We start from the raw sequence: 13,686 nt of genomic DNA, 5'->3' as shown, positions 1-13,686 counted from the left end.
TCGCCGACGACGCACAGGCAGACCAGATCACTGGCGGCGCCCAGTTCGGCCGGGGACTTGGCGACCTTCGCCGCCGTGTCGGCGAACGGCTCGAGGGTGTCGGGTCGGCGCGCCCAGAGAGTTGTCGTAGGCGGCCTCGATGATCCGCCGCGCCATGGGGCCGCCCTGGCTGCCCAATCCGATGAATCCGATATGCATCAACCGGCCTCTTTGCTCGCCGAGGGCGCCGCGGCCGCGCATTCGTCCACGAACGCAAAGACGTTGCGATGATAGTCGGCTGCGCTGTGTCCGAGGCTGATGTTGTGTCCCGCCTCGGGTTGTCTGTTGACGGTGAATCGCGGCGAGCCGGAGAACAGTGCGGTGATTTCGGTCAACGCCGAATTGTCTGTCTGCCATACCCTTTCGTACTCCGCGATGCTGAATTGCACCGGAACGCGCACAGCGGGGGCCAGAGCCGGGAAGGTTTGCCGGGCCCAGTCGGACACCATCTGGTCCTCGTAGGACGGGGCCGACGGGGAAATGGTGGCCCCGTTGAGGACCTCGGGCGGATACAGCCGCTCCGGGTGCCACAGCATCTCGTAGATGCCCGCCGGCCGGCGTTCTCTGGTTGCCGTCTTCAGAATGTCGCGGGCCGTGGGGTGATAGTGCCGGCCCGTGCCCGCTAATTCCATGCCGAGCAGGTCGGCGCCCCGCTCGTCGGCGGCCATCCGCATCGCGAGTTCGCATCCACCCGAATGGCCCATCACGAACAATCCGGCGCCGCGCGGTCGCTCCCCAAGGATGCGATCCACCGCCCCATACGCGAGGTTGACCCGCTGCTCGGGTGCGGCCATGGCGTCCGGATAGGGCGCCGAGCTACCGTATCCGGGCCGGTCGAGGGCCACGACCGTGAATCCGGCGGCCGCGCCGGTCCGTAGCAGCGAAGACGACGGATTGCCCGGGCAGTCGAAGTAGATGGCGGTGGTGCCCCCGCCGTGGATGGCCAGGATCACGGCCCGGGGTGCTTCGGTATCTGTCGCCTCGGCGACCATCGCCGACATCGGCACGCCCTCCACGATCACCACCCTGGGGCGGACAGTCATGCGCCGCTCCTCCTCATCGCTTCGCTCTGCATCGTCGCCGGCGCGGCGCGTTCATGCGTCGGCCCGTAGCAGAAGGACGCCGCTGGGGGTCAGACCACCGCTGCTGACCACCCCGACGCGGGCGTCGGCGACCTGGCGTTCGCCTGCTTCACCGCGCAGTTGGCTGATCGCTTCGTGGAGCAGACCCATGCCGTGGGTGCGGCCATGCGACAGTTGGCCGCCGTGCGTGTTGAGCGGCAGCAGGCCGTCGCGGGCGATGTTCTTGCCGCCGTCCAGGAATTCCCTGGCCTCCCCGATTCCGCAGAATCCGAGCGCCTCGATCCAGGACAGGCAGTTCATGGTGAACCCGTCGTAGAGTTCGGCGACGTCGACGTCGGTGGGCCGAAGCGAGGTGCGCGTCCACAGGTGCGCCGACTGGCCCAGCACCTGCGGTTCGTGTGTCAATGTGCTTTGGTCCCAGTCGATCCGCTCGATGATCTGTGTTCCCACCGCTTCGACCAGGACGGGCGGCTTGGCTAGGTCACTGGCGGCGTCGACGGCGGAAACGATCACGGCGATCGCGCCGTCGCACGGGACGTCGCAGTCGTAGAGACCGAACGGTGTGGTGATGGGTCGGGCGTTCAGGTAGTCGTCCATCGTCATCGGGGAGCGGTAGACGGCGGTCGGGTTGAGTTCGGCGTTGGCCCGCTGGTTCAACGCGATCCAGCCCAGTGTTTCTTTGGTCGTGCCGTAACGGTGGAAGTGCCGTTGCGCGTTCATCGCCAAGGTGTGAGCCGCCGAGGTGGCGCCGAACGGCATCTGCCAGCCCGTCATCCGGCCCATCGACGGGGTGACCTTGCCCTGCTTCATCAGCTCACCGTGGGTCGCTTCCCACAGCGTCCGGAAGCACAGCACGTGGCGGGCCAGGCCGCCGGCGATCGCGAGCATCGCGGCTATCACCGATCCGCCCGGGCCGAACGTCTCCATGGCGCCGTTGTGCCACGTCGGCCGAATGCCCAGTGCGGCCTCCAAGGCGGTGACCCCACCTTCCCCGAAGCCGCCGACATTGATCGCGCCCGGGTACGTCGACAGGCCGTCGATATCGGCGTACGTCAGCCCGGCATCGGCGATCGCCGCGTCGCAGGCCTGAACGGTCAGCGACAGCGGCAGCTGCATGAGCCGGCGCCCGATCGGCGACATCCCGATCCCGGTGAGGGCGACCTTGTCCTCGAACTTCTCGGTGGTGAGCATGGGCCGGACGTATTCACCGAAGCGTTCCGGCGCGATCTCGTCGACTGGCAATTGGCCCTGCTCGGCGTCTGCGCTGGGCCGGAACAGCGGCAGCCAGACATCCTCGAGCTGCTCGAAGAAAACCTCCACCTGTTGGCCGAGTTCGAGCTGATCGGGATCGCAGTCCACGATGTTGGTGGTCAGCCGGACCCGGGGGTCTTCTGCGATCGCCACCTGGGCGACCACGTAGGGCGCCGGCAGCCCGGGGAGGCTGAACCGGTCGTTCACGGTGAAGCCGGCCAACGTCGCCCTGCCGGAGACGGCACGCACGCCAACATCGCGTGAGCGGCAGTAGCGGCACGCCGGCGCCGGCGGATGGATCAGCGCGGCGCAGGCTGTGCACTCCTGCAGCCGCAGCGTGCCGTCGGCGCCCGACGTCCAAAAGAATTCGTTGTCCTGCGTGATCAGGGGCAGCGGTCGTCCCGGTGCTGCTGACACGTCACCTCCGGAAGTCGGCTGGCCCCCGAGAGCCTGGTAGGCCCGTTATACAAATCGGAGAATTACGTTATCACTCCCGAGCAGGAACGATCCAGGCCATATGTTCTGTAAAGGGCAATTATGCTCGACGCGAGATATCAAGTACTTTACATTTGGTAACGCCGCTGACGTGGGTTTCTGGTCATGATCGGAGCGCTGGTTGCTCGACGCAGAGAAGATCCTGATCACCGGCGCGACGGGCAAGGTCGCGTTTCCTATCGCGCGCGCTCTGGCTACCAAGAACGAGGTGTGGGGTGCCGCGCGCTTGAAAGATCCCGCCGCCCGGGAGCGACTCGTCGCCGCCGGCATCAGACCCGTCGCGCTGGACATCAGCGCAGGCGACTTGTCCGTCCTCCCGGACGATTTCACCTACGTTTTCCACGCGGCCGTGGACGTCGGCACAAACGATTGGAATCGTTGCGTCGAAACAAACGCACAGATGTCCGGCGAATTGCTCTACCACTGCCGCTCCGCCAAGGGTTTCGTCTTCTGTTCAACCGGCTCGATCTACGCCTACCAGGGACAGCGCCCACTGATCGAGACCGATCCGCCGGGCGTCCCACTACGGGCGAACTACAGCATCTCCAAGGTCGCGGCAGAGGCAGTTTGCACGTGGATCGCCAAGCGTTATCGGATTCCGCTGACGATCATCCGGATCTGTTCAACCTACGGTCCGGAGGGCGGCGCGCCCGCCGACCGTCTCGATGCGATGCTGGCGGGCAAGCCGATTCGGCTTCATCCCGACAAGCCGAACAATTACAACCCGATCTATGAGGACGACTACGTGGAGCTCGGCATCCGCGCCATGGAAGTCGCCGCAACACCGCCGGTCGTGGTGAACTGGGCCGGCAGCGAGACGGTCAGCGTCGAGGATTACTGCACGTACATGGGTGAGCTGATCGGTGTCGAGCCGATCTTCGAGTACACCGCCCGGGCGCACACGCCGTTATGGCCGGACGTCACCCACATGCACGACGTACTCGGCAGCACTAAAGTGCCCTGGCGTGACGGCTTCCGGCGGATGATCCAGGCCCGCCACCCCGAACTCATGCTGCGCCAGCCCAATTCGACGAGATCGTAGGGCCGCATGTGATGCAACTTCCCGGCACGCCATCGGACGAGGTCGCTGAGGTCCTCGCCGCCGGGCGCGGCGAGATCACCACCCTGTTTGTGTCCATGGCGACTCGCCATCCTGACGGAACCGACGCCGACTACCTGCGCTGGCACACCCTTGACCACCGCCCGGAGCAACACCGGCTGGCCGCGGTGCGCGCCTCGTTGCGGTTGGTGTCCACGCCGGCCTGTCGTTCCGCGCGTGTGGTCAGCGGTGGGCCATTGGACGCGATCGACCATGTGATGACGTACTTCTTCACCGACCAGGCCGGGCTTCGCGGGTTCAACGAGCTGTCCATGGCACTGGGGAATGCCGGTCGCAAACTTCCTTTGCTGCCACCGGTGGAGCGCGGTGTGTACGAGGTGCAAAGCAAAGCGGCCGCGCCGCGGGTCAAGGTCGGATCGGACTTACTGCCCTGGCTGCCCGTGCGGGGCGCGTTCCTGTTGGTCGAGCGGGGACCGGCAGCGGTGGCCCCGCTGGCCGAAGTCGAGGGCGTGGCCGGCGTCTGGTCCGGTCTATCGCGGAAGGTCGACGCCAATTTGGCGAGCGCTCAACAGGATCAGTCGATCACGTATTGCTTTCTTGACGACGACCCGATTGCCGTCGCGGAACGGCTGCGGCCGGTGCTGGCGGCCCGCTGGGCCGAGCCGGGCATCGAACCACTTTTTGCCGCACCGTTTTTCGCGGTGGTGCCCTATGAGTGGGATCGGTATGTGCCGTAGGCGTTGGGTCGCATGCGCGTCGGCTTGATGGTCGGTTCCGACAAGGAGCGCTCGCGTGCTGACCGGCTGGCCGGGCTGATCGCCGACGGTGCCGCGGCCGAAAGCGCCGGCTTCACCGCGTTTTGGATGCCCCAGGTCCCCGGCTACCTCGACGCGATGACCGCCGTGACGCTGATTGGCCAGGCCACCGGACGCATCGAAATCGGAACGGCGGTCGTTCCGATCCAGACCCGCCATCCGATGATCATGGCCCAACAAGCGTTGACCACCCAGGTCGCGTGCGCCGGGCGGTTCACACTCGGCATCGGGCCATCGCATCATTGGATTGTCAATGCGCAACTCGGATTGCCTTACGATCGCCCGGCGCAGTTGATGGCCGACTATCTCGACGTGCTGGATGCGTCGTTTGGCGGGCCGGGCACTGTCGATGTCGACAACGGCAGCTACCGCGTGCACTCGCCGGTGGATATCACGGACACATTCGACATGCCGATCTTGTTGTCTGCCTTGGGGCCGGCAATGCTGCGACTCGCGGGTGAACGGGCGGGCGGCACCATTCTCTGGATGGCGGACGAGCGGGCGATCCGCGACCACGTCGTTCCGCGCATCACCGCGGCGGCCAGCGAGGCTGGCCGGCCCGCTCCGCGGATCGTCGCCGGTGTTCCCGTCGCGCTCTGCTTGAACAACGAGACGGACGCTGCTCGTAGCTATGCCAGCGACGTTCTCGGACACGCGGATTTCTCACCGAACTATGTGCGACTGCTCGAGCACGGTGACGCCGAGGACGTCGGCGACACCATGGCCGCTGGCGACGAGTCTGCCATCCTCACTCGGCTGCGCGCCTACCGCGACGCGGGTGTTACCGATCTCGCGGCGCGAATTGTCCCGCTGGGCAAAGACGCAACGCAACGGAGCGAATCGCGACTTCGGACTCAGGCGTTTCTGTCGTCGCTTTGCCCTGCTTTGTGAACGCCCGCCTTTTAGAGATCAGCGCGGTGGTAGGCCCAGGACTCGCTGGGCGATGATGTTGCGCTGAATCTCGGAAGTGCCGCCCGCGATCGTGCCCGCGTAGCTGCTGTTGTAGCGGGCGAACCAGCTGGCAGTGAAAAGGTTTGGGGCGTAAGGGTTGTACGGGGCGGTGAGCGCCTTGTCGCGTAATCCGTCGAGTCCGGCCGCATCCAGCGCATGTCTGAGTGCGTTTGTTCGGCTTCCGAACCGAGGACTTTCAGCGTGGACAAGGCCGCCACATCGACGTCACCGTGGGCCGCCCCGGCCCAGCGCCGCTGAGCCGAGCAGCCGCAGTGCGTAGTAGTCCATCACGATGGTGGCGTAGTGATCTCGGTTCACCTCATCCGCCGGCCGGTAGTCGTCGAGCAGCTGCTCGAGCCGGTTGGCGAAGGCCATCCACATCGAGGTGCGTTCGTGGCCGAGCGAGCCGTTAGCGACCTGCCACCCGCCATTGAGCGGGCCGACAAGATTTTCCGCGGGTACCTGTACGTCATTGAAGAAGACCTCGTTGAAGTCCAGATCGTCGCGGTCATAGACGGACGCGAACGGCCGGCACACTACGCCGGGAGTATCGGTGCGGATGAGCAGCACGCTGATGCCCTTGTGCTTAGGCGCGGCGGGGTCGGTGCGTACGAATGTGAGCACGACGTCAGCGTCATGGGCGCCGGAGGTCCAGACCTTCTGTCCGTTGACCACGAAGTGATCGCCGACCAACTCGGCTGTTGTCCGGAGCCCGGCCAGGTCGGAGCCGGCACCGGGTTCACTCACTCCCAGTGACGCGGTCATATCAGCTCGCAGGATGGGGACCGCCCAGAGCTGCTTCTGCTCGTCGGTCCCGAAGGACAGCAGCGACGCCGCGATGATCCCGACGCCCTGGGGGTTGAAGCAGTGATAGATCCGGCGCCGCGAGAGCTCCTCGCGGTGCACGAACTGCTGCAGGATGTTGACGCTGCGGCCGCCGAATTCGGTTGGGTTGCCAGGCAGCAGCCAGCCATGGTCGAACTGGAGCCGCTGCCAGCGTCGCGCCCATTCGGGTACGTGCGATGTCGACGAAGGCCGCTCCGCGGCCTGTGCCTCCGTCGGAAGGTGTTCGGCGAGAAAGCTTACGAACTGCGCGCGGAAGGCTTCTACCTCGGTGTCAAAGGTGAGTTGCACGACAGCTCAACGCGTAAATCCCCACTCGGCTTCATTGGACTCGGTGTTGAGGTTCTCGACGGGATCTTCGGGGCTGCTGGAAAATGGATGCGCGGCTTCGGGTATGCGCTCACCGGGTTCGGTGATGGCGTGGACCGGGCAGTCCATCAAGGCCCGCATGACCGCGTCGCGGTCTTCTTCCCGCACGGTGCCATCGCCGACCAGAGACGCATATCCCCAGTCGTCCAGCGAGAAGTAGCCGGGTGCGTGCTTGGCGCACACGCCGAAGCCGTCGCAAACGGTGCGGTCGAGACGGATTTTCATGGTGACCTCATCGCCGCTCGGCCTGGTAGGGACGGTCTGCGCGGAATGCGCCGCGGCTGCACTGTCGACAACTGCCGTCGAGGTGGTGTGTCACCTCGTCGGGAAACTGGTCGAGCAGGGTGGCCGCCACGTTAGTGGCGGCGTCCAGCGTCGCGCAGGCGCCGCGCCCGCGGAGCACTACCGACCAGCGGCGCAACCGGTCGAGATCCTCGATCGTCGCGGCGCCGTCGCGAAGTGCCCCGCCGACTGCGGCCATTGCCGCCGTCCCGTTGAAACACGAACCGCACTGCCCGGCATTTTCACGATCGAAGTAGGCCAGCACCGATGCCGCCACCGCAACGGGGCAGTCGTCGGTGATCACCGAGATCGCACCACAGCCCAGCCCGCTGCCGAGTCCTCGCATCGTCTCGTGGTCCAAGCTGGTCTGCAGCACACGCTGGTTCAGTAATCCGGCGAAATAGCCGCCCATCAGCGTGCCTCGCACGTCGCTAGGCGAAACCCCGTGCAGGGCAAGCAGTTCGGTGAACGGCAAGCCGTGCGGAATCTCGTAGAGAACGGACGGTCGGCCGGCTCCGGTGACGGTCGCAAGGAACGTGCCCGGCGACAAGGACGTGCCCTGTGAGCGGAACGCCGCCGAGCCGTGGCGCTGCAGGTAAGGCAGATTGGCCAGGGTTTCGACATTGCTGACCAGGGTGGGCAGCCCGCCGACGCCCTCTTCGAACGGGCGCGGCGGCTTGTCGGTCGGCTTGGCCGGGCCGCCGTTGAGCGAGCGGACCGCGGCGGTCTCTTCGCCAGCCACGTATCCGGGCTGCACTGTCCAGACGTCGACGGTGACCCCGCCGAGGGTGTCGGCATTGAGTTCACCGAGTTCGCTCAGCGCGGCTTCGACGCTGCGAGCCGAGTCCGGGTCGGACACATAGACGTAGGCGCGCGTGGCTTCGACGATCGCCGCGGCCAACCGCAGTCCGTCCAAAACCATGTGCGGCCGGTTCCGCAGCAGCCATCGGTCCTTGATCGAAGCCGGTTCTCCCTCTTCGCCATTGGCGACGACGGTGGTGCCACCGGCACTAGCGGTCAGGCGCCCGTTGTCGCGAACCGCACGCAACTTCACGGCGAGCGGAAAGGCGGCGCCGCCGCGGCCGAGCAGTCCGCTGGATTCGACTTCCGCCAACAGCTCGTCGACGCCGGCAAGCGAGCGATAACCGCCGAGTCCGCGATATGCCGCGAGGTCCTCGCGGGCTTGGCCGGGATGCTCGCCCAGCATCCTGGCGTCGCACCCGGGCGAGGTGCCGACATTGATGGTCGAGGCTTGTGTGGTTTTCATGCTTTATTCCGCCATCGTTAGGCTTGCGCACATGCGGACTGCGGTGGTGCGCGTCAACGTCGACCCGGGAAGTGTGCGCACGCCTGCGCAATTAGAAGAGGGCATGGAGTCGCTCCTCAGGCTCGTGGGCGAGATAGGCGCCGACGTGGTCGACAACAACCTTGCGACGATGCCGGCGGGCCGCCGTGAGGTCGAGGTGCTCATCGCCGCCGATGATGTCGACGCTGCAAAGCAAACCGCAATTGCCATGTGCGCCAAGGCTTTCAGCACTATCCCGGTGCCCGGCGTGGTCACTTTCGTCAGCAGGGGAACCGACGATGACGCCCGCGGTGTGTTGTCCGCGTTCGGGCTCACCGGCGAGATCACCCGTTCGCCCGGCGATGACGGCTTCGACATCGTCTACGTGACGCTGCGTGAGGACGAGCTCGAACGGATTCCGGAAAGCCGCGTCCACACGGCTCTGGAGGCCTCGCTCAACTGCGAGGTCCACATTCGCACGGTATAGACGCATTAGCGCCCCAGGAACTCGAGGATCGCGGGCGCCGCTTGCACCCAGGTGTCGAACATGTTGAAGTGCTTTACCCTGCCCGCTGCGCGGTCTTCGGACGCCCGCTCCCACGCGTCCTCGGGCCAGGGCGGGTCGATGAGCTTCGATCCCTTGATCAGACAGCTGACTTCCAGCGATGTCCGTTTGGGGTGATCCATGTCGTTCTCGCCGCCACGAATGATCAACGTGGGGACCTTTATTCGGTCGAACATTCCGTCCTCGACACCCGGAATCGTCTGTCCCGGCTTGGAAACGAATGCGTTGAGCCAGCGCAGCATAACCTTGAGGAACTCGTCTTTGTCGAAGTCGAGGAAACGCTGCTTGTTGGCCGGGTTTTCCTCGATGCGCTCGCGCCATTCCTGGACCTTCACCACGCCGTCCATTCCGGTACCCCGCACCGCGAGAATGCTTGGGACGATGTAGAAGGAGCCCAGCACGAACGTGCCGTAAATGCCGCCGACGATATTCCACACCACCAGTTTCTCGACTAGTTCGGGGTAGAGCATCGTGGTCAGCATGGAATCCCTCGCCCCGCCGGATCCTCCGGCGAGGATGCACCGCTCGAAGCCGAGTCCGGTCACCAGCTTGTGCAGGGTCTCGGCGCGCATGTGCGACTCGCTTTGCCCGTAGAACTGCACATCGGAGGCCCCGCAATTGGGCCGGTCCCACAGCAGCACCCGATAGCCTCCGTCGGCCAGAGCCTCGGCCAGCGGACGCAAACCGGGGATCACCTTGCTGAACCGGCCACCCGGCGTCAGGGTAATGAGATCGCCTGAGTCGCCGAGGATTTCGTAAATAACGTTGCCACCATTTATCTCGAGAGAAGACACCGATTCTCCTGTAGTCACGCCATCACCAGGACGTCGTTGCCGACGACACGGACCGGGTAGGTGCGGATACTCCACTCCGGCTTGACCGCGGTCGTGCCGGTGGCCAGCTCAAAACCCCATTGATGCCAGGGACAGTAGATGTACTCCAGATCCCGCACCATGATGGCGTCACCGGCCGCGGTCTCGTCCACAATGGTGCGCCCGCGGGCCCGCCCCGAGCATAGTGGCCCGCCCTGGTGCGGGCAGTAATTCGCGATGGCGTAGAAGCTGCCGTTGACGTTGTACACGCCGACGCCATGGCGTCCGATCGGCACCAGCTTGTGGGTGCCCGGCGGGATCTCGTCTACGGTCGCGACAACGTGTTCGCGGCCCTGGGCGAGACGGGGCTCGGGCCGTTTGGTTTCTTCCGTCAATTCAGAGCACCCGAACTTGGCCCTCGAGAACCGGAACGGTCTCGGGCAGGTGATAGGTCGCGATGCCGTTCTTGTACATCACCGCTTCGCGGGCGTGCTTTGGGAGGTGCTTGACCAGCCAGCGCGGGTCATCGAACGTCCAGTGCGGGTAGTCCGACGAGAAGAGCAGGATCTTTTCGCATTCCATCCACTCCAGGGCGCGGGTCAGCTCGGTCTTGTCCTCGGGGTAATCCAGCGGCTGGGTGGTGAACTTGATGTGGTCCTTGACGTAGTCGGATGGCTTGCGCTTGATGTCCACCCGCGACTTGCGGGCTTCGTAGATCGCATCCATCCGCCACATCAGCGGCAGGATCCAGCTGAATGCGTGCTCGACGAAGACAATCCGCAGCGTCGGGAAGCGGTCGAAGACGCCATCGAAGATCAGGCTCATCACCTGATTGGCGGCCAGCAGCGAGTAGGTCACCATGAAGTCGTGGTTGTAGCTGGGGAATCCCACGGGCGGGATCGGTAGCTCGTCGTACTGGCTGCGCGAAAGGTGGCAGCTCACGGTGATGTCGTGCTTAGTCGCCGCGGCCCAGATCGGGTCGTACTTGGGATGGCCCCAGGACGGCCTCGGCTCTGCCTTGATCAGGATCTGCGCCATGAAGGGATGCCCGGCCCAGCGCTCGATTTCGCGCACGGATGCTTCCGGCTCCTCGATGGCGAGGCAAATCGAACCGCGCCACCGCTCGTGCCAGTTGTTGTGGCTGTCGAGCCAGTGATTGGCCTGCCAGTCGTTTAACGCGTACGACATCGCGTGCTGCGCTTCGGGCAGGCGGGCCGGGTAGGCGGCGGGTTCCAGGATCGCGATGTCGGAGCCCGCTTCCATGATCAGCTGGCGGAACGCCATATCCGGGTCGCTGCAGGGAAATTCGCCGTTGGACGGGAAGGTGTCGACGCGCATCGCATAGCTGTGCGCGTAGTCGGGGGCGTCGTAGTAGATCAGCTCGCCCACATGGCGGTTGAGGAAGTACTTGCTGCGCCAAGGCTCGGGGATGTACGGGAGCAGCTCGCCGCGTTTTGGCGCCGGGTGGACATCGGAGTCGACGCACCGGACGGCTATGCGCTCGGCAGCGGGAACCCGCTCCTGCGAATGGGTCAACGTCATCTGGATCTCCTGGGTCTCTCCGTATTGCTTCTACTGTGCGCCCACCCCGGCGGGGATGTCTATGCCGTACAGCCGCGCCGCATTGCGCCAGCACAGTTTCTCGCGCTGTTCGGCCGATAGCGCCCTGGGCAGCTTTCTGACATCGCCGAACTGCCAATGCGGGTAGCTGGAGCCGAACATCACCATGTCTTCCTTGCCGGTGAAGCCGAACCATTCGCCTGCGAACTCGACGTCGCCGGGACCGTCGAGGCTGCCCTGGACGAAATACACGTGACCCGGCAGGTAGTCGCTGGGGATGCGCGGTGCCCACGGCGTCTGTTCCAGGTGCGGCCGGCCGAACGTGTCCATCCGCCAGATGAACGGCGTCACGAAGTCCGCCGCACCGTCGGCCCAGACGAACTTCAGGTTGCTGAACTGTTCGAATACTCCCTCGGCGATCATGTTCATCAGGTGGTAGATGTAGTTGAGCGCCATGAAGCTGACGTATTGCTCGTAGGTGCGGGTGTTCCCGGACGGCGTCGGCGGAAACATGATTCCGTTGCCTACTTCGATGTGCGCGGCCACCGGAAGACCCGCGTCGACCGCGGCCTCCCACAGCGGCCAGAACTGCGGCTTGCCGTAGAGCTCGCGGGATTGCAGCGGCACGCCGATCTGGACCACGCGAGGGTGTGCGCGCCACTTTTCGATCTCTCGCAGCGCGCCGGGGATGTCGTCGGGATTGATCCGGATGGTGCCACGGAATCGGTCACCGAATGCGTCGTGCTCGAGCCAGCGGGACACCATCATCTCGTTGTGGGCGGCGTGCAGGGCGCTGCCGAGGTGCCGGTCCGGCATGATGCCGCGGCCCATCGGATGCAGGACGGCCACGTCGACACCGCGCTTCGAAAACAGTTCGTTGGCAACAAATTCCGGATCAGAGCCGGGATATTGGCGGTCGGGCCCCTCGGTCCCAGGGGCGTACTCGCCGCCCGGCGCCCCGTACCAGTCCATCTCGTAGTCGGGGAAACCGCGGCTCTTGAACGGCTCACGCAAAAAGGACCGCAGGTCCCTGGTGGATGGGAAGAAGATGTGCACGCTCGCGTCGATGACGGGCGTGCGTGTTCCGTCAGCGTGTTCGATCACTAAAGCCACCCTCCGGCTGCGGCGGCCAAAGCCGGCCCCGCCCACTCATATGATAGACAATCTAACATTCTCATCGGCGGTCAATCAATCGAATTCCGGTAAGCGTTTCGTTTAGCCATCGGCCCTGGTAGCCACCGATATTGTGGCGTATTTGGGTAAGCGCCTTCTTTAATAAGTACAATACCATTCTCCCACTTCCTGACGGGTGTCGCTTGCGCCGGGGACGTTGCCCGACGGGGCGATTCGAGACGCGGGACGGTGGGGCATCGGGATGTTCATCAGCCCTCCCTACCGACGGTGACGCCGGCGGCTTTCTCGAAGGGCTTGATCACCGCTGTGAAGTCGGAGTCGGGGCCTTGATCGCGTGCGGTGGCCTCCCACAGCCGGCTGATCGTTTCGGCGACGTCGACCGGCACGCCGAGCGCCTTGGCTTCGTCGAGATAGAGCCGCACATCTTTGACCATCAATCCGGTGGCAAAGCCGTAGTCGAAGGTGCGCGGAAGGATCGCGCGGGGGAATTTGTCTCGGCTGGCGCTCGTCGCACCCGAGCCCGCGTTGAGCACCTCGATCATCACCCCGGGATCCAGCCCGGCCTTGACGCCCATCACGACGACTTCTGCCGTCGCGACCAGGACGTTGGCCGCCAGGATGTTGTTGGCGAGCTTCATCGTCTGTGCCGAGCCGGGTTGCTCGCCGATATAGAAGGGCCGGCCGATCGCGTCGAGTGCGGTTCGGACGGTGTCGAATTCACCGCGCGGGCCGGACACCATGACGGCCAGCGCCCCCTTTTCGGCCCCGCCGACGCCGCCGCTGACCGGGCTGTCGAGTGCGACGATGTCCCGCTCGGCAAGCAGGTCGTGGATCCGGACCGCCGTTTGACTACCGACGGTTGACAGGTCGACGTAGCGCTTGACCCGCGAGCCCTCGATCACCCCCACTGGGCCGGTCGCCACCTCGAGCGAGGCCGTCGGCGAGGGCAGACTGGCCATGACGGTTTCGCAACGATCCGCGACTTCTCGGGATGACGACGCGGCTTGTGCTCCCATGTCGGCGGCGCGTTTCAGCGCCGCGCTGCTTGTGTCGAAGGCGACGACGTCATGACCGTCCTGGATGAGCCTGCGCGCCATCGGAAAGCCCATGTTTCCCAACCCGATGAATCCGATCTCCACGGCC

At 65.1% G+C, this 13,686-nt stretch carries 13 protein-coding genes and 2 pseudogenes; 4 read left to right on the top strand and 11 right to left on the bottom strand.

Going from position 1 to position 13,686, the window contains the following annotated elements:
- From ACLP9N_RS14885 to ACLP9N_RS14875, 3 genes and pseudogenes are all read right to left on the bottom strand, one after another.
- Positions 1-198, bottom strand: a pseudogene (locus tag ACLP9N_RS14885) (NAD(P)-binding domain-containing protein); the annotation flags it as partial.
- Positions 198-1,082: an alpha/beta hydrolase gene (locus tag ACLP9N_RS14880; protein WP_442408144.1), complete on the bottom strand. Its 885-nt coding sequence runs from the start codon at positions 1,080-1,082 to the stop codon at positions 198-200. The pseudogene ACLP9N_RS14885 and the gene ACLP9N_RS14880, both read right to left, overlap by 1 nt.
- A gap of 51 nt (positions 1,083-1,133) precedes the next feature.
- Positions 1,134-2,789: a thiolase C-terminal domain-containing protein gene (locus ACLP9N_RS14875; RefSeq protein ID WP_442408143.1), complete on the bottom strand. Its 1,656-nt coding sequence runs from the start codon at positions 2,787-2,789 to the stop codon at positions 1,134-1,136.
- 199 nt (positions 2,790-2,988) lie between these two features.
- Here ACLP9N_RS14875 and ACLP9N_RS14870 point away from each other — a divergent pair, with 199 nt between their 5' ends.
- Genes ACLP9N_RS14870 through ACLP9N_RS14860 form a run of 3 tightly spaced genes read left to right on the top strand, consistent with a single transcriptional unit; the run spans position 2,989 to position 5,633 of the window.
- Positions 2,989-3,909 carry an NAD-dependent epimerase/dehydratase family protein gene (locus ACLP9N_RS14870; RefSeq protein ID WP_442408142.1) on the top strand — a complete coding sequence of 307 codons (921 nt, stop codon included), beginning with the start codon at positions 2,989-2,991 and terminating at the stop codon, positions 3,907-3,909.
- Positions 3,910-3,920: 11 nt separating this feature from the next.
- On the top strand, positions 3,921-4,664 hold the full coding sequence (locus ACLP9N_RS14865; protein WP_442408141.1) for a hypothetical protein: 744 nt from the start codon (positions 3,921-3,923) through the stop codon (positions 4,662-4,664).
- A 12-nt stretch (positions 4,665-4,676) separates the two neighbouring features.
- Positions 4,677-5,633, top strand: coding sequence for an LLM class F420-dependent oxidoreductase (locus tag ACLP9N_RS14860; protein ID WP_442408140.1), 957 nt, complete (start codon positions 4,677-4,679; stop codon positions 5,631-5,633).
- Between the two features lie 18 nt (positions 5,634-5,651).
- On the opposite strand, the pseudogene ACLP9N_RS14855 reads toward ACLP9N_RS14860, so the two are convergent.
- The 3 genes and pseudogenes from ACLP9N_RS14855 to ACLP9N_RS14845 form a co-directional block, all read right to left on the bottom strand.
- Positions 5,652-6,827 (bottom strand): annotated as a pseudogene (locus ACLP9N_RS14855) (acyl-CoA dehydrogenase family protein).
- 6 nt (positions 6,828-6,833) lie between these two features.
- The gene (locus tag ACLP9N_RS14850) at positions 6,834-7,130 is read right to left on the bottom strand and encodes a ferredoxin (protein WP_442408139.1); all 297 of its coding nucleotides are present in this window, start codon (positions 7,128-7,130) and stop codon (positions 6,834-6,836) included.
- Positions 7,131-7,137: 7 nt separating this feature from the next.
- Entirely contained in the window at positions 7,138-8,454 is a 1,317-nt protein-coding gene (locus tag ACLP9N_RS14845; RefSeq protein WP_442408138.1) for an NADH-ubiquinone oxidoreductase-F iron-sulfur binding region domain-containing protein, read from the bottom strand.
- Between the two features lie 31 nt (positions 8,455-8,485).
- Between ACLP9N_RS14845 and ACLP9N_RS14840 the strand changes: the two genes are divergently transcribed.
- Entirely contained in the window at positions 8,486-8,959 is a 474-nt protein-coding gene (locus ACLP9N_RS14840) for a hypothetical protein (protein WP_442408145.1), read from the top strand.
- A 5-nt stretch (positions 8,960-8,964) separates the two neighbouring features.
- Here ACLP9N_RS14840 and ACLP9N_RS14835 read toward each other — a convergent pair whose 3' ends face one another.
- The 5 genes from ACLP9N_RS14835 to ACLP9N_RS14815 all read right to left on the bottom strand — a co-directional run bounded on the left by ACLP9N_RS14835 (position 8,965) and on the right by ACLP9N_RS14815 (position 13,682).
- The gene (locus ACLP9N_RS14835) at positions 8,965-9,831 is read right to left on the bottom strand and encodes an alpha/beta fold hydrolase (protein WP_442408137.1); all 867 of its coding nucleotides are present in this window, start codon (positions 9,829-9,831) and stop codon (positions 8,965-8,967) included.
- Between the two features lie 14 nt (positions 9,832-9,845).
- Positions 9,846-10,244, bottom strand: coding sequence for a Rieske (2Fe-2S) protein (locus tag ACLP9N_RS14830; RefSeq protein ID WP_442408136.1), 399 nt, complete (start codon positions 10,242-10,244; stop codon positions 9,846-9,848).
- Between the two features lies 1 nt (position 10,245).
- The gene (locus ACLP9N_RS14825; RefSeq protein ID WP_442408135.1) at positions 10,246-11,391 is read right to left on the bottom strand and encodes an amidohydrolase family protein; all 1,146 of its coding nucleotides are present in this window, start codon (positions 11,389-11,391) and stop codon (positions 10,246-10,248) included.
- 30 nt (positions 11,392-11,421) lie between these two features.
- Positions 11,422-12,513 (bottom strand): amidohydrolase family protein, encoded by a 1,092-nt coding sequence (locus ACLP9N_RS14820; protein ID WP_442408134.1) that lies wholly within the window; start codon positions 12,511-12,513, stop codon positions 11,422-11,424.
- A 278-nt stretch (positions 12,514-12,791) separates the two neighbouring features.
- Positions 12,792-13,682 (bottom strand): NAD(P)-dependent oxidoreductase, encoded by an 891-nt coding sequence (locus tag ACLP9N_RS14815; protein ID WP_442408133.1) that lies wholly within the window; start codon positions 13,680-13,682, stop codon positions 12,792-12,794.
- Positions 13,683-13,686: the final 4 nt, after the last annotated feature.

Origin of the sequence: Mycobacterium sp., assembly GCF_052144515.1 — a bacterium.
Classification (GTDB): domain Bacteria; phylum Actinomycetota; class Actinomycetes; order Mycobacteriales; family Mycobacteriaceae; genus Mycobacterium.
Note: the sequence above shows the minus strand (reverse complement) of the source record. Positions and strands in the feature narration are given on the sequence as shown.